The 14,728-nt window shown below is 64.3% G+C and carries 15 protein-coding genes; all 15 read right to left on the bottom strand.

Going from position 1 to position 14,728, the window contains the following annotated elements; translation table 11 throughout:
- Positions 1-133: 133 nt before the first annotated feature.
- A complete protein-coding gene (gene glmS / locus DWG20_RS07160; RefSeq protein WP_115433159.1) occupies positions 134-1,963 on the bottom strand; it encodes a glutamine--fructose-6-phosphate transaminase (isomerizing) in 1,830 nt (609 codons plus the stop codon).
- Between the two features lie 78 nt (positions 1,964-2,041).
- Positions 2,042-3,406, bottom strand: coding sequence for a bifunctional UDP-N-acetylglucosamine diphosphorylase/glucosamine-1-phosphate N-acetyltransferase GlmU (glmU, locus tag DWG20_RS07155; protein WP_115433158.1), 1,365 nt, complete (start codon positions 3,404-3,406; stop codon positions 2,042-2,044).
- 72 nt (positions 3,407-3,478) lie between these two features.
- Positions 3,479-3,901, bottom strand: a complete 423-nt coding sequence (locus DWG20_RS07150) for a F0F1 ATP synthase subunit epsilon (RefSeq protein ID WP_115433157.1) — start codon at positions 3,899-3,901, stop codon at positions 3,479-3,481.
- A gap of 11 nt (positions 3,902-3,912) precedes the next feature.
- Positions 3,913-5,310 carry a F0F1 ATP synthase subunit beta gene (atpD, locus tag DWG20_RS07145; RefSeq protein ID WP_115433156.1) on the bottom strand — a complete coding sequence of 466 codons (1,398 nt, stop codon included), beginning with the start codon at positions 5,308-5,310 and terminating at the stop codon, positions 3,913-3,915.
- Positions 5,311-5,352: 42 nt separating this feature from the next.
- Positions 5,353-6,219: a F0F1 ATP synthase subunit gamma gene (gene atpG, locus DWG20_RS07140; RefSeq protein WP_115433155.1), complete on the bottom strand. Its 867-nt coding sequence runs from the start codon at positions 6,217-6,219 to the stop codon at positions 5,353-5,355.
- Positions 6,220-6,257: 38 nt separating this feature from the next.
- Positions 6,258-7,802, bottom strand: a complete 1,545-nt coding sequence (gene atpA, locus DWG20_RS07135; protein WP_115433154.1) for a F0F1 ATP synthase subunit alpha — start codon at positions 7,800-7,802, stop codon at positions 6,258-6,260.
- Positions 7,803-7,810: 8 nt separating this feature from the next.
- On the bottom strand, positions 7,811-8,347 hold the full coding sequence (locus tag DWG20_RS07130) for a F0F1 ATP synthase subunit delta (protein ID WP_115433153.1): 537 nt from the start codon (positions 8,345-8,347) through the stop codon (positions 7,811-7,813).
- Positions 8,348-8,354: 7 nt separating this feature from the next.
- Positions 8,355-8,825 carry a F0F1 ATP synthase subunit B gene (locus DWG20_RS07125; protein WP_115433152.1) on the bottom strand — a complete coding sequence of 157 codons (471 nt, stop codon included), beginning with the start codon at positions 8,823-8,825 and terminating at the stop codon, positions 8,355-8,357.
- Positions 8,826-8,874: 49 nt separating this feature from the next.
- Positions 8,875-9,168, bottom strand: coding sequence for a F0F1 ATP synthase subunit C (atpE, locus tag DWG20_RS07120; protein WP_115433151.1), 294 nt, complete (start codon positions 9,166-9,168; stop codon positions 8,875-8,877).
- A gap of 69 nt (positions 9,169-9,237) precedes the next feature.
- Positions 9,238-10,050 (bottom strand): F0F1 ATP synthase subunit A, encoded by an 813-nt coding sequence (gene atpB / locus DWG20_RS07115; protein WP_115433150.1) that lies wholly within the window; start codon positions 10,048-10,050, stop codon positions 9,238-9,240.
- Between the two features lie 9 nt (positions 10,051-10,059).
- Positions 10,060-10,389 carry an ATP synthase subunit I gene (locus DWG20_RS07110; RefSeq protein WP_245944795.1) on the bottom strand — a complete coding sequence of 110 codons (330 nt, stop codon included), beginning with the start codon at positions 10,387-10,389 and terminating at the stop codon, positions 10,060-10,062.
- A gap of 126 nt (positions 10,390-10,515) precedes the next feature.
- Positions 10,516-11,376 carry a ParB/RepB/Spo0J family partition protein gene (locus DWG20_RS07105; RefSeq protein WP_115433148.1) on the bottom strand — a complete coding sequence of 287 codons (861 nt, stop codon included), beginning with the start codon at positions 11,374-11,376 and terminating at the stop codon, positions 10,516-10,518.
- A 3-nt stretch (positions 11,377-11,379) separates the two neighbouring features.
- The gene (locus DWG20_RS07100) at positions 11,380-12,177 is read right to left on the bottom strand and encodes a ParA family protein (RefSeq protein ID WP_115433147.1); all 798 of its coding nucleotides are present in this window, start codon (positions 12,175-12,177) and stop codon (positions 11,380-11,382) included.
- Complete coding sequence (gene rsmG / locus DWG20_RS07095) at positions 12,174-12,803, bottom strand: 16S rRNA (guanine(527)-N(7))-methyltransferase RsmG (RefSeq protein WP_115433146.1); 630 nt, start codon at positions 12,801-12,803, stop codon at positions 12,174-12,176. Before rsmG ends, DWG20_RS07100 begins: the two co-directional genes overlap by 4 nt.
- Positions 12,800-14,692 carry a tRNA uridine-5-carboxymethylaminomethyl(34) synthesis enzyme MnmG gene (gene mnmG / locus DWG20_RS07090; protein ID WP_115433145.1) on the bottom strand — a complete coding sequence of 631 codons (1,893 nt, stop codon included), beginning with the start codon at positions 14,690-14,692 and terminating at the stop codon, positions 12,800-12,802. The genes rsmG and mnmG overlap by 4 nt, the downstream gene beginning before the upstream one ends.
- Between the last annotated feature and the right edge of the window lie 36 nt (positions 14,693-14,728).

Here is a 14,728-nt window from a genome sequence, read left to right as displayed (position 1 = left end):
GACCATCCCACTCGGGACCGGTCCGCGAGACGACTGTCCCATCAAAAGCACTCAGCCCGACAAGCTGAGCCTGCCGGGCTGGTTGACCGAGTCATGGTAGCGCTTGATTGTGTGAAAGTGCCTCGGCGTAGCCTTACTCGACGGTGACCGACTTGGCGAGGTTGCGCGGCTTGTCGACGTCGGTGCCGCGGGCCAGCGCCGCGTGGTAGGCGAGCAACTGCACCGGGATCGAGTGGACGATAGGGCTCAGGATGCCGACGTGGCGCGGGGTGCGGATCACGTGCACGCCTTCCGAATCGGTGAAGTGGCTGTCGGCGTCGGCGAACACGAACAGCTCGCCGCCGCGCGCGCTCACCTCCTGCATGTTCGACTTCACCTTCTCCAACAGGCTGTCGTTCGGCGCGATCACCACCACCGGCATCGCCTCGTCGACCAGCGCCAGCGGGCCGTGCTTGAGCTCGCCGGCCGGGTAGGCCTCGGCGTGGATGTAGGTGATTTCCTTGAGCTTGAGCGCACCTTCGAGCGCGATCGGGTAGTGCAGGCCGCGACCGAGGAAGAGCGCGTTCTGCTTGGCGGCGAACGACTGCGCCCACGCGTGGATCTGCGGCTCGAGGTTCAGCGCGTGCTGCACGCTGCCCGGCAGCGCGCGCAGCTCTTCGAGGTAGGCCGCTTCGTCTTCGGCGCTGATGCGGCCGCGCAGCTTGGCCAGCGTCCCGGCCAGCGTGAACAGCGCGACGAGCTGCGTGGTGAACGCCTTGGTCGACGCGACGCCGATCTCGGCGCCGGCGCGTGTGTAGAACACCAGGTCCGACGCGCGCGGAATCGCCGATTCACGCACGTTGCAGATCGACAGCGCGTGCGCATGGCCGAGTTCGCGCGCGCGTTTGAGCGCTTCCATCGTGTCGAGCGTTTCGCCCGACTGCGAGATGGTGACGATCAGGTGTTTCGGGTGCGCCCACGCGTCGCGGTAGCGGTATTCACTGGCGATCTCGACGTTGCACGGCAGGCCGGTCAGCGCCTCGATCCAGTACTTGGCGGTCAGGCCGGCGTAGTAGCTGGTGCCGCAGGCGAGTATCTGCACGCCTTCGACCTCGGCCAACCTCGAGGCCGCGTCGGCGCCGAACAGCGTCGGGCTGAAGCCGACCTCGAGCACCGCCTCGATGGTGTCGGCCAGCGCCTTCGGCTGCTCGTGGATTTCCTTCTGCATGTAGTGGTCGTAAGGACCGAGCTCGAGCGACGCGAGCGACACGTCGGACAGGTGCACCGCGCGCTCCGCCGGGGCGCCGTCGCGGCCGAGGATGGTGACGCTGTCGCGCGTCAGGCGCGCGACGTCGCCCTCTTCGAGGAAGATCACCTTGCGCGTCGCCGACAGGATGGCCGACACGTCGGACGCGATGAAGTTTTCGCCGTCGCCGAGGCCGATCAACAGCGGGCAGCCCATGCGCGCGGTGATCAGCTCGTCGGGCTTCGCCAGCGCGATCACGCCGATCGCGTACGCGCCGTGCAGCTCGGCCACCGCCTCGCGCACCGCGCCGAGCAGGTCATCCGATCGCTTGAAGTAGTGATGCACGAGGTGGGCAATCACCTCGGTGTCGGTCTGCGATTCGAAGGCGTAGCCGAGGCCCTTCAGGCGCTCGCGCTGCTGTTCGTGGTTCTCGATGATGCCGTTGTGCACCACCGCCAGCTCGCCGAAGGAGATGTGCGGGTGCGCGTTAGGCTCGGTCACGCCGCCGTGCGTCGCCCAGCGGGTGTGGCCGATGCCGACCTGGCCTTCGAGGCTCTCCGCCGCCGCCGCGCCTTCCATCTCGACGACGCGGCCGACTCGACGCACGCGACGGACCTTGTCACCGTCCAGCACTGCCACCCCGGCCGAGTCGTAACCGCGGTACTCGAGGCGCTTCAGGCCGTCGACCAGTACCGGAACCACATTGCGCGACGCGATCGCACCGACAATCCCACACATAATGTCCACCTTGCGGGGCCACACCCCGAATCGTGATGATCTGGATCCCAGCGCTCGGCCAACCGGCCGAGCGCTGGATTATTTCTGTTTGGCCGGACGCTGCCAGCCCGGCACCGTCGCCTGGCGCGCGCGCGCGACCGTCAGCTGATCGGCCGGCGCGGTCTTGGTCAGCACCGTGCCGGCGCCTATCGTCGCGCCATCCTCTACCGTCACCGGCGCGACCAGCAGCGCGCCCGAGCCGACGAACACATTGTCGCCGATCCGCGTCTGGAACTTGTTCACGCCGTCGTAATTGCAGGTAACCGTACCGGCGCCGATATTGCTGCCGCTGCCGATCACGGTGTCGCCGATGTAGCTCAGGTGGTTGACCTTGCTGCCCTGCCCGATCACGCTCTTCTTCACCTCGACGAAGTTGCCGATATGCACCCCCTCGGCCAAGCTGGTGCCCGGGCGCAGGCGTGCGTACGGACCGACCTTGCTGTTCGCGCCGACCACCGCGCCCTCCAGGTGCGAGAACGGCGCGATCTGCGCGCCCGCTTCGATCTTCACGTTCTTCAGCACGCAGTTGGCGCCGATGCTGACTTTGTCGCCGAGTTCGACCGTGCCTTCGAACACGCAGTTGACATCGATCGTCACGTCGCGGCCGTGTGCGAGCGTGCCGCGGATGTCGATGCGCGCCGGGTCGGCCAGCTGCACGCCGGCTTCCAGCAGCGCACGCGCCTGGTTCGCCTGCAGGATGCGCTCGAGCTCGGCCAACTGCACCTTGTTGTTGACGCCGGCCGCCTGCCAGGAAGCCGGCACCTTCAGCGCATGGACCTGCACACCGTCGCGCACCGCCAGCTCGATCACATCGGTCAGGTAGTACTCGCCCTGGGCGTTGCCGTTCTTCAGCTCGTTCAGCCAGCCGGCCAGCCGCCGGTTCGGCAGCACCAGCATGCCGGTGTTGATCTCGCGGATCGCCTTCTGTTCGGGCGAACAGTCCTTGTCCTCGACGATGGCTTGCACCGCGCCGCTGGCGCCGCGCACGATGCGCCCGTAGCCGGAGGGGTTGGCCAGCTCGTCGGTCAACAGCGCGGCGCCTTCTCCTGCCAGCGCCGTGAGTTCGGACAGCACATGGGCTTCGATCAGCGGCACGTCACCGTATAGCACCAGCGTCTTGCCGGTGTCGGGCAACAGCGGCAGCGCGCACTTGAGCGCGTGGCCGGTGCCGAGCTGCTCGGCCTGTTCGGCCCACCCGAGGTCGGCATCGGGCAGCGTATTGCGCACCTGCTCGCCGCCGTGGCCGTACACGACGACCAGCTTTGCCGGCTCCAGGCGGCGCGCGGTATCGACCACGCGCGCGAGCATCGGCCTGCCGCCTATCGGGTGCAGCACCTTGGGCAGGTCGGAATACATGCGCTTGCCTTTTCCAGCAGCGAGAATGACTACAGAAAGACGATCCATGAACGATTTTTCGGCGTCTGAAAAGGAAAAAGGCTGCCCCTCGGGGCAGCCTGAAAGTATACGCGAATTGTGTCAGTGCGCGCGCCGACGGAGGTACTCGAGCGTCTTCAGCTCGGCGATCGCGGTCGCCAGTGCCGCGTGGGCGCTGGCGGTTTCGCGGTCGTCGCTGGCCTTCTTGAGCGCCTCTTCGGCGTCCTTTTTGGCCTGCTGAGCCCGGGCTTCGTCCAGCTCGTCACCACGCACGGCCACGTCGGCCAGCACGGTGATGAGGGTAGGCTGCACTTCCATCATGCCGCCGGAGACCGCCACCAGAACCTCTTTCGCCTCGCCCGGCACCTGCACACGCAGGACGCCGGGTTTGATGCGAGTCAGGAGCGGCACGTGACGCGGATAGACACCGATCTCGCCGTTTTCCGCCGGAGCCACCAGAAACTCTGCCTCGCCGGAGAAAATCAGCTCTTCAGTGCTGACCACTTCCACATGCATCTTGGCCATGGGCCCTCTCCTTAGCTAAGGGTCTTGGCCTTCTCGACGGCTTCTTCGATGGAGCCGACCATGTAGAACGCTTGTTCCGGCAGGTGGTCGTATTCACCAGAGATGATCGCCTTGAAGCCCGTGATGGTGTCCTTCAGCGACACGTATTTGCCCGGCGAACCGGTAAACACTTCGGCCACGTGGAAAGGCTGCGACAGGAAACGCTGGATCTTACGCGCACGGTACACGACGAGCTTGTCTTCTTCCGACAGTTCGTCCATGCCCAGAATCGCGATGATGTCACGCAGTTCCTTGTACTTCTGCAGGGTGGTCTGCACGCCGCGGGCAACCGCGTAGTGGTCGTCACCCACCACCAGCGGATCGAGCTGGCGGGAAGTCGAGTCGAGCGGGTCCACGGCCGGGTAGATACCCAGCGAGGCGATGTCACGGGACAACACGACCGTCGCGTCCAAGTGGGCGAAGGTGGTCGCCGGGGACGGGTCGGTCAAGTCATCCGCAGGAACGTAAACGGCCTGGATCGAGGTAATCGAGCCGCTGCGGGTGGAGGTGATGCGCTCCTGCAGACGGCCCATTTCCTCGGCCAGCGTCGGCTGGTAACCCACCGCCGACGGCATACGGCCCAACAGCGCGGACACTTCGGTACCGGCCAGCGTGTAGCGGTAGATGTTGTCCACGAAGAACAGCACGTCGCGGCCCTTGCCCGACTCGTCCTTCTCGTCGCGGAAGTGTTCCGCCATGGTCAGGCCGGTCAGTGCGACGCGCAGACGGTTGCCCGGCGGCTCGTTCATCTGGCCGTAGACCATCGCCACTTTGTCGAGGACGTTGGAGTCCTTCATCTCGTGGTAGAAGTCGTTACCTTCACGAGTGCGCTCACCCACGCCGGCGAACACGGACAGACCCGAGTGCGCCTTGGCGATGTTGTTGATGAGCTCCATCATGTTCACGGTCTTGCCCACACCGGCGCCGCCGAACAGACCCACTTTACCGCCCTTGGCGAACGGGCACAGCAGGTCGATCACCTTGATGCCGGTTTCCAAGAGCTCGGTCGCAGCGGACAGCTCGTCGAACTTCGGCGCGCTCTGGTGAATCCCGCGACGGGTTTCGGTCGCGATCGCGCCCGCTTCGTCGATCGGGTTGCCCAGCACGTCCATGATGCGGCCGAGGGTGGCGGTGCCGACCGGTACGGAAATACCCGCACCGGTGTTAGCAACGGCCATGCCACGCTTCAGACCGTCCGAGCTGCCCATGGCGATGGCACGCACCACGCCGTCGCCCAGCTGCTGCTGGACTTCGAACGTGAGGTCGCCGTCAGCCAGTTTCAGGGCATCATAAACCTTCGGCATGGCGGTGCGCGGAAACTCCACGTCGACCACCGGGCCGATGATTTGTACGATTTTGCCTTGGCTCATTATCGGTTCCTAAACAATATACGTTACAGCCTGCTTGACGGTTTACACCGCGGCGGCGCCGGCCACGATTTCCGACAGCTCGGTGGTGATCGCCGCTTGACGCGACTTGTTGTACACCAGGCGCAATTCCTTGATCGCGTTGCCCGCGTTGTCGGTGGCGGACTTCATCGCCACCATCCGAGCGGCCTGCTCGGCGGCCATGTTCTCGGCCAACGCCTGGTATACCACCGACTCCACGTAACGACGCACCAGGAACTCCATCACGGCGGTGGCGCTCGGCTCGTAGAGGTAATCCCACGAGTGCGAGTGCTCGACCACCATGTGTTCCGGGGTCAGCGGGAGCAGCTGTTCGACTGCCGGCTCCTGTTTCATCGTGTTGATGAAACGGGACGACACGATGTAAACCGCATCCAGTTCGCCATCGGCGTACTTCTTCAACAGGACTGTAAGCGGGCCAATCAGTTTTTCCAGCCTGGGCACGTCGCCCAAGTGGATCGCGCTTGCCACCACGCCGAGGCCGGTCCGTTGAGCAGCCGCCAGGCCTTTCTGGCCGAGGCTGCACACTTCGACTTCGACGCCGGCTTCGGTCAGTTCCTGAACCTTGACGTAAAAGCGCTTGAGGATGTTGACGTTAAGTCCACCGCACAAGCCCTTGTCCGAGGTGATCAGGATGACGCCGGCACGCTTGATGACGTCGCGCTTGGCGAGCAGGGGGTGCTCCAGGTCCGTATTGGCCTGAGCCAGGTGCGCCATCACGTGGCGCACCTTCTCGGCGTAAGGACGGGCAGCGCGCATACGCTCTTGCGTTTTGCGCATCTTGGAGGTTGCCACCATCTGCATCGCGCGCGTGATCTTCTGCGTGTTCTGCACGCTTCGGATCTTGGTGAGAATCTCTTTACCGACTGCCATGTCCTGACCCTTTCAGTTAGCTTCGTTTACCGAAAGGCTCAGTTGTAGCTGAAGCCGGCCTTGAACGACTGCATCGCCGAAGCCAGGATCTTCTCGTTGTCGCCGGACAGTTCGCCCGAAGCGTCGACGGCCTTGAGCAGGTCGCTGTGGTTGGCGCGAACGTAGGCGAGGAAGGCGGCTTCGAACGCCAGCGCGTTCTTGACCGGCACGTCTTCGTACGAGCCCTTGCTCACCGCCCACAGCGTCAGCGCCATTTCGGCGGTCGACAGCGTGGAGAACTGCTTCTGCTTCATCAGCTCGGTCACGATCTGGCCGTGGGCCAGCTGTTTGCGAGTGGCTTCGTCAAGGTCGGAAGCGAACTGCGCGAACGCAGCCAGTTCACGGTACTGCGCCAGCGCCAGACGGACACCGCCGCCGAGCTTCTTGATCACCTTGGTCTGAGCCGCACCGCCGACGCGGGACACCGAGATACCGGCGTTGATGGCCGGACGGATACCCGCGTTGAACAGGTCGGACTCCAGGAAGATCTGGCCGTCGGTGATCGAGATCACGTTGGTCGGCACGAACGCGGACACGTCGCCTGCCTGGGTTTCGATGATAGGCAGCGCGGTCAGCGAACCGGTCTTGCCGGTCACCTTGCCACCGGTCAGCTTCTCGACTTCATCTTCGTTGATGCGCGATGCGCGCTCGAGCAGACGCGAGTGGAGATAGAACACGTCGCCCGGATAGGCTTCGCGGCCCGGCGGACGGCGCAAGAGCAGCGAGATCTGACGGTAGGCGACGGCCTGTTTGGACAGGTCGTCGTACACGATCAGCGCGTCTTCGCCGATGTCGCGGAAGTATTCGCCCATCGCGCAACCGGAGTACGGGGCGATGAACTGCAGCGCGGCGGCTTCGGAAGCGGTCGCAGCGACGATGATGGTGTGAGCCATCGCGCCGTGCTCTTCGAGCTTGCGCACCACGTTGGCGATCGACGACGCCTTCTGGCCGACGGCGACGTAGATACAAATGACGCCGGTGCCCTTCTGGTTGACGATCGCGTCGAGCGCGACGGCGGTCTTGCCGGTCTGGCGGTCGCCGATGATCAGCTCACGCTGACCGCGGCCGACCGGAACCATCGAGTCGATCGACTTCACGCCGGTCTGCATCGGCTGGTCGACCGATTTACGCGCGATCACGCCCGGGGCGATTTTTTCCACCGGGGACGTGGCGGTCGCGTTGATCGGGCCCTTGCCGTCGATAGGTTGGCCGAGCGCGTTCACCACGCGGCCGACCAGCTCCGGACCGACCGGCACTTCGAGAATGCGGCCGGTGCAAGTGACTTCGTCACCTTCGGAAATGTGCTCGTATTCGCCCAGAATCACGGCGCCTACCGAGTCACGTTCCAGGTTCATCGCGAGGCCAAAGGTGTTGCCCGGGAACTCGAGCATTTCACCCTGCATCACGTCTGCGAGGCCGTGGATACGAACGATACCGTCGGTCACGGAAATCACCGTACCCTTGGTACGGATTTCAGCGCCTTCGGCCAGGTTCTGGATCTTTGCCTTGATCAGCTCGCTGATCTCAGAGGGGTTCAACTGCATGATCTCTCCTAATTCTTGAGGCTTGCCGCCATGGCGTGCAGTTTGCCGCGAACGGAAGCGTCGATGACGTCGTCACCGACCAACACCCGGACCCCACCGATCAGATCGGCGTTTTCGTGCACGTCAAGCCGTACGGTCTTGCCGTACTTCTTGGAAAGCGTCTGGGCCAGTTCGCTCTTCTGTTCTTCAGTCATCGGGAAGGCGGATTCGACAGTCGCGTCGACGATACCTTCCGTCTGGGCCTTGAACAGCTCAAACTGATTGGCAATTTCCGGCAGCAGCGTCAGACGGCTGTTCTCGCTCAGCGCGCCGATGAGGTTCTTCACCTCGTCGGTGGCGCGCTCGCCGAGTACGTCCAGCATCAGCGCCTCAACCTCTTGTGCGGTATGTTTCGGATTAGTGACGTATTCGGCCACTTCCGGGTTTTGCACCATGGCAGCCAGCCAGCGAAGCGCCTCGGACCATGGGTCGAGGCGTTGGGCTTCGCTGGCGAGGCTGAATACCGCTTCGGCGTAGGGCCTTGCTACGGTAGTAAGTTCTGCCATGAGTTAATTACAACTCCGCTTTGATGGAGGCGAGCAGGTCAGCATGCTTGCCCGAGTCGATCTCGCGGCGCAGGATCTTCTCTGCGCCATCCACGGCCAGGGCCGCCACTTGCTCGCGCAGGGCTTCCTTGGCACGCAGGACTTCCTGCTCGATCTCGGACTTGGCGTCGGCGACGAGGCGGGCACCTTCGGTGCGTGCGGCCTCTTTCGCTTCTTCCACGATCTGGTTGGCACGCTTCTCGGCGGACAGCACGATTTCGGTCGACTGTCCCTTAGCCTTGCGCAGCTCGTCGGCTACGCGTTTTTCAGCAGCTTCCAGATCTTGTTTGCCGCGTTCTGCAGCAGCCAAGCCATCGGCGATGCGCTTGGCACGCTCGTCCATCATGTTGGTAAGCGGAGGCCAAACAAACTTCATGGTGAACCATACCAGGATGGCGAAGGTGATCGCCTGACCCAGTAGTGTCGCGTTGAATTCCACGCTTGTTTTCCTCCAGAGTGGTGTCTACAACAACCGTCCCGAAACGGGATCAGGCGCCAGCAGCGGCTTTAACAGCGGCGACGGCAGCGGCCAGGAACGGGTTGTTGAAGGTGTAGAGCATAGCCACGCCCACGCCGATCATGGAGATAGCATCCAGCAGACCCGCGATGATGAACAGCTTGGTTTGCAGAACCGGGATCATTTCCGGTTGGCGAGCCGAGCTCTCCAGGAACTTGCCGCCGAGGATGGCGAAGCCCAGAGCGGTACCGATGGCGCCGAGGCCAATGATGATGGCAGCGGCCAGCACGGTCATCGACTGAATCTGAGAAACGAGAGCTTCCATTTAGATATCTCCTAAGACTAAAAGCAGGATGGTTGGGTAAAAGGGTGTCGTAAAACGGTCAAACAAAAATCAGTGCGCTTCGACTGCCAGGCTCAGGTACACCATCGACAGCATCATGAAGATGAAGGCCTGCAGCGTGATGATCAGGATGTGGAAGATCGCCCACGGCGCGCCGAGCATCCACTGGAAGCCGAACGGCAACAGCGCGATCAGGATGAAGATCAGCTCGCCCGAGTACATGTTGCCGAACAGACGCAGTGCCAGCGAAAGCGGCTTGGCGGCCAGTTCGACCATCTGGAACGCGAAGTTCACCGGCGCGAGGACCAGAGCCAGAATCGGGTTGGTCGCGTGGAACGGCGCGGTCAAGAGTTCCTTGCCCCAGCCGCCGAGGCCCTTGGCGCTGATCGAGAAGCCGATGATGCACATCATCACCGACAGCGACATCGCGAAGGTGGCGTTGATGTCGGCCGACGGTACGACGCGGAAATAGACGTGGGCGGGGTCGGCACCGAAGAAGGTGTGGCCGATCCACTGGGCCGCCATCGGGATCAGGTCGACCGGCAGCAGGTCCATCGCGTTCATCAGGAAGATCCAGCAGAAGATGGTCAGCGCCAGCGGGGCGACCACCTTGCTCTTGGCTTGAAAGACTTCCTTGGCCTGGGTATCGACCAGCTCGACGATAGACTCGATGAAGAGCTGCAGGCGGCCCGGCGCCTCGATGCTCGCGTTGCGCGCGACCATGGCGAACACGCCGGCGAAGACGAAGGCCAGCACCAGCGACACGCTGAAGGTGTCGAGGTTGAGCGTCCAGAAACCGCCTTCCTGCGACGACTGCCAGAATGTTAGGTGGTGCTTGATGTAGTCAGTAGCGTTAGTAGCCATTGCTCGATCTCAATTTTTGCTTAGAAGCCCGAACCAGTACGCGGAAGCGGCGACCAGATACCCGATCACCAGCGCCGGCACCGACATGTTCTTGAAAAACAGCGCGACCACCCCAAATATCACGACGGTGAGCAAGAACTTCACCGCTTCGGCTATGAAGTGGGCGCGCATCAATTCTGCGGGCGATATACGTCGCCGGGCGTAAGCGATCCTGGCGTATACGAGCGCCGGGAGGAAGGCGGCTGCGCCACCGGCCAGGATCGACCCCGGAAGCGGGCTGTCCACCCCTCCCCACGCAGCGGCTGCGATCACCGCCACCAAGGTGAACAGGATCTGCAACTGCAGTACGCGTCTGACTTCCGGATTAACCATGATGTGGTTATTAAAAAAGCACGAGATTATAGGCTGGCACGCTTCATGACGTCAACCAAGGGAGCGTCCCGAGGTATGACGACGTTGCGGCCATTAGATTGATTTTGCTTGCAGTTTTTCCAGCAGGCTGTCGAGCTCGTCGAGCGAGCCGTAGTCGATGGAAAGCCGCCCGGTGCCGCGCCGGCCGTGGCGGATCTGCACCCGCGCACCGATGTGTTCGGACAACTCCTCGGCCAACCTCGCGACGTCCGGGTCGACCGGCTTCGCCTCGCGCGGCGCCGCGGGTTCCAGCGTGCGCTTGACGCGCTCTTCCACCTCGCGCACCGACAGCCCCTTGTCGGAGATTTCCTTCGCCAGTTCGACCTGGTGCAGCACCGGCAGCGGCAACAGCGCGCGCGCGTGCCCCATCTCGAGCTCGCGCTTGTGCAGCATGTGCTGCACCGGCTCGGGCAGCGCCAAGAGGCGCAACAGGTTGGACACCGCGCTGCGCGAGCGGCCGACCGCCTGCGCGGTCGCGTCGTGCGTGAGGCCGAATTCGTCGATCAGGCGCTTGAGGCCGTGCGCCTCTTCTAGCGGGTCGAGCTCCTGGCGCTGGATGTTCTCGATCAGCGCCATCGCCAGCGCCGTCTCGTCGGGCACTTGGCGCACGACCGCCGGCAGCTCGGCCAAGCCGGCCAGTTGCGACGCGCGCCAGCGGCGTTCGCCGGCGATCAGCTCGTAGCGGCCGAGGTCGACCTCGCGCACCACCACCGGCTGGATCACACCCTGCGCGCGGATCGAGTCGGCGAGCTCATTGAGCGCGACCTCGTCCATATGGCTGCGCGGCTGGTAACGCCCGGGGCGGATAGCAGAGACCGCCAGCACTTGCAGGCGGTCTTCCTGGATTTCCTCGTCGGCGGCGCTGAACAGCGCGTCCAGCCCGCGGCCGAGTCCTTTGAGTTTGGGTTTGGCCATGGGTCAGACGTTATCGGTTTGCGGTTGGGCGGCGGGTTCGAGTCGCGACACCAGCTCGGCGGCGAGCGCCGCGTAGGCCTTGGCGCCGCGCGAAGAGCGATCGTAGGCGAAGATCGGGCGGCCGTAGCTCGGCGCCTCGGCCAACCTGACGTTGCGCGGGATCACGGTGTCGTACACCTTGTCGCCGTAATGCTTTTTCAGCTGCTCGGACACCTGCACCGACAGCAGCCGCTGCGGCTCGAACAAGGTCCGCAGCACGCCCTCGATCTCGATCTTCGGGTTCAGCCACTTCTTGATCTTGCGCAGCGTGGTCGACAGCTCGGCCAATCCTTCGAGCGCGAAGTACTCGCACTGCATCGGGATGATGACCGAGTCGGCGGCGACGAAGCCGTTGATCGTCATCATGTTCAAGGCCGGCGGGCAGTCGATGAAGATGTAGTCGTAATCGCCCTCGACGTCGGCCAACGAAACCTTCAGGCGCGTCTCGCGCGCCATCATCTCGACCAGCTCGACGTCGGCGCCGGCGAGGTCGCGGTTGGCGGGCAGCACGTCGAAGCCGCCCGTTTCCGAGCGTGTGATCGCGTCGCGCGTCTCGCATTCGTCGATCAGCACGTGGTAGACCGAGCGCTCGAGGGCGTGTTTGTCGATGCCGCAGCCCATCGTCGCGTTGGCCTGCGGGTCGAGGTCGATGATCAGCACGCGACGGCCGAGCTCGGCCAACCCGGCGGCGAGGTTGACCACGGTGGTGGTCTTGCCGACGCCGCCCTTCTGGTTGGCGACCGCCATCACGCGTGCGCTCATGCGGCCACCATTCTCACCAGGTGGCGCTCGGCGTCGAGCCCCGGCACCGTCAGCGGCAGCACCTCGGCGACGCGCACCGAGGCCGGCAACTGGGCGATTTCCTCGTACGGGTAGACGCCCTTCATCGCGACGTACTGGCCGTTCTCGGCCAACAGGTGCGGCGTCAGCCTGACGAACTCGGACAGCTCGGCAAACGCGCGACTGGTCAGGCGGTCGAACTTCTGTTCCGGCTGATAAGCCTCGACGCGCTCGGTGACCACTTCGACGTTGGTCAGCTTCAGCTCGATCACCGCCTGGCGCAGGAAGGTGGTCTTCTTGTGGTTGGCGTCGAGCAGCACCACTTGAAGGTCGGGCCGCGCGATCGCCGCCGGGATGCCGGGCATGCCGCCGCCGGAGCCCACGTCCAACAGGCGCGTGCCGCCAGCCAGGTGCGGCACCAGGCTGAGGCTGTCGAGCAGGTGGTAGCTGACCATGCGGTCTTGTTCGCGCACCGCCGTCAGGTTGTAGGTCTGGTTCCACTTGGCCAGCAGGTTGAGGTAGGCGCCCAGCTGTTCGAGTTGGGCGTCGGAGAGCGTCAGGCCGAGGGCGGCGACGCCCGCGGCGAAATCGGGTCGGGAAGAAGTCATGCGCTTTTTTTCGCGTCGGCAAAGCCGCGTTTCAGGTGAACCATCAGGAGCGCCACCGCGGCCGGGGTGATCCCCTGGATGCGCGAGGCCTGACCCAGCGTCTCGGGACGCTGGGCGTTGAGTTTCTGCTGCACCTCCTTGGAGAGGCCTTTGACCAGCGCGTAGTCGATGTCGCCGGGCAGCCGCACGTCTTCGAGACTGCTGGCGCGCGCGATCTCCTCGTTCTGGCGGTCGATATAACCCTGGTATTTGACCTGAATTTCCACCTGCTCGGCAACGTCGGCCTCTGCGACGGGCTCGCCCGCGCCCGGCAGCGTCATCAGGCCCTCGTAGCTGACGTCCGGGCGACGCAACAGGTCGGACAGGCTGTACTCGCGCTCGATCGCCTTGCCGAGCACGCGCAGCGCCTCGTCGGCCGGCAGACGGCTCGGGTGCACCCAGGTCGCCTTCAGCCGCGCCTTCTCGGCCTCTACCGCGTCGCGCTTGCGGCAGAAGGCGTCCCACTGCGCGTCGCCGATCAAGCCTATCGCTCGGCCAACCTCGGTCAGCCGCAGGTCGGCGTTGTCTTCGCGCAACTGCAGCCGGTATTCGGCGCGGCTGGTGAACATGCGGTACGGCTCGGACACGCCCTTGGTGATCAGGTCGTCTACCAGCACGCCGAGGTAAGCCTCGTCGCGGCGCGGGCTCCAGCCGTCTTCGCCGGTCGCGAAGCGCGCGGCGTTAAGACCCGCCAAAAGGCCCTGTGCGGCGGCTTCCTCATAACCGGTGGTGCCGTTGATCTGGCCGGCGAAGAACAGGCCGGCGATCGACTTGGTCTCGAAGGTCGACTTCAGGTTGCGCGGGTCGAAGTAGTCGTACTCGATCGCGTAGCCGGGGCGCATGATGTGCGCGTTTTCCAGGCCCTTGATCGAGCGCACCGCGGCCAGCTGGATGTCGAACGGCAGGCTGGTAGAGATGCCGTTCGGATAGAACTCGTGCGTCGTCAGCCCTTCGGGCTCGAGGAAGATCTGGTGGCTGTCCTTGTCGGCGAAGCGATTGATCTTGTCCTCGATCGACGGGCAGTAGCGCGGACCGACGCCTTCGATCACGCCGGTGAACATCGGGCTGCGGTCGAAACCGGAGCGGATGATCTCGTGCGTGCGCTCGTTGGTGTGCGTGATCCAGCAAGGCAACTGTTTAGGGTGCAAAGCGCGCGAGCCGCGGTAGGAGAACACCGGCTCGGGCGTATCGCCCGGCTGCTCTTCCATCACCGAGAAGTCGATCGTCTTGCCGTCGATGCGCGGCGGCGTGCCGGTCTTGAGGCGCCCGATCGGCAACGCGAGCTCTCTGAGTCGCGCGCCAAGCGTCACCGCGGCCGGGTCACCGGCGCGGCCGCCGGTGTAGTTTTCCAGGCCGACGTGGATCTTGCCCGACAGGAAGGTGCCGGCGGTCAGCACCACCGAGCGCGCCTTGAAGGTGATGCCGATGGTGGTGATCACACCGGTCACCTTATCGCCCTCGACGATCAGGTCGTCGACCTGCTGCTGGAACAGCATCAGGTTAGCCTGGTTCTCGAGCATCTCGCGGATCGCCGCCTTATAGAGCACGCGGTCGGCCTGCGCGCGCGTCGCGCGCACCGCCGGACCCTTGCTCGCGTTCAGCGTCCTGAACTGGATGCCGCCGATGTCGGTCGCCAGCGCCATCGCGCCGCCGAGCGCGTCGACCTCCTTGACGAGGTGGCCCTTGCCGATGCCGCCGATCGACGGGTTGCACGACATCTGGCCGAGCGTTTCGATGTTGTGCGTCAGAAGGAGCGTGGCGCGCCCCATGCGCGCGCTGGCGAGCGCGGCTTCGGTGCCGGCGTGGCCGCCGCCGACCACGATGACGTCAAAGGCTGTCGGATAGATCATGACTGGAAAAATCGGTTCGGCAAGATAACTCGCCAT

It is taken from the genome of Crenobacter cavernae (assembly GCF_003355495.1).
GTDB classification, from domain to species: Bacteria; Pseudomonadota; Gammaproteobacteria; order Burkholderiales; family Chromobacteriaceae; genus Crenobacter; species Crenobacter cavernae.
Note: the sequence above shows the minus strand (reverse complement) of the source record. Positions and strands in the feature narration are given on the sequence as shown.

What these genes read in the sequence shown, in the direction of transcription:
- DWG20_RS07130 (WP_115433153.1), bottom strand. Translation starts at nt 8,347, where the DNA reads ATGGCAGAACTTACTACCGTAGCAAGGCCCTACGCCGAAGCGGTATTC.
- DWG20_RS07100 (WP_115433147.1), bottom strand. Translation starts at nt 12,177, where the DNA reads ATGAGCGCACGCGTGATGGCGGTCGCCAACCAGAAGGGCGGCGTCGGC.
- atpE (WP_115433151.1), bottom strand. Translation starts at nt 9,168, where the DNA reads ATGGAAGCTCTCGTTTCTCAGATTCAGTCGATGACCGTGCTGGCCGCT.
- rsmG (WP_115433146.1), bottom strand. Translation starts at nt 12,803, where the DNA reads ATGACTTCTTCCCGACCCGATTTCGCCGCGGGCGTCGCCGCCCTCGGC.
- atpA (WP_115433154.1), bottom strand. Translation starts at nt 7,802, where the DNA reads ATGCAGTTGAACCCCTCTGAGATCAGCGAGCTGATCAAGGCAAAGATC.
- glmS (WP_115433159.1), bottom strand. Translation starts at nt 1,963, where the DNA reads ATGTGTGGGATTGTCGGTGCGATCGCGTCGCGCAATGTGGTTCCGGTA.
- DWG20_RS07150 (WP_115433157.1), bottom strand. Translation starts at nt 3,901, where the DNA reads ATGGCCAAGATGCATGTGGAAGTGGTCAGCACTGAAGAGCTGATTTTC.
- DWG20_RS07105 (WP_115433148.1), bottom strand. Translation starts at nt 11,376, where the DNA reads ATGGCCAAACCCAAACTCAAAGGACTCGGCCGCGGGCTGGACGCGCTG.
- atpG (WP_115433155.1), bottom strand. Translation starts at nt 6,219, where the DNA reads ATGGCAGTCGGTAAAGAGATTCTCACCAAGATCCGAAGCGTGCAGAAC.
- atpD (WP_115433156.1), bottom strand. Translation starts at nt 5,310, where the DNA reads ATGAGCCAAGGCAAAATCGTACAAATCATCGGCCCGGTGGTCGACGTG.
- mnmG (WP_115433145.1), bottom strand. Translation starts at nt 14,692, where the DNA reads ATGATCTATCCGACAGCCTTTGACGTCATCGTGGTCGGCGGCGGCCAC.
- atpB (WP_115433150.1), bottom strand. Translation starts at nt 10,050, where the DNA reads ATGGCTACTAACGCTACTGACTACATCAAGCACCACCTAACATTCTGG.
- glmU (WP_115433158.1), bottom strand. Translation starts at nt 3,406, where the DNA reads ATGGATCGTCTTTCTGTAGTCATTCTCGCTGCTGGAAAAGGCAAGCGC.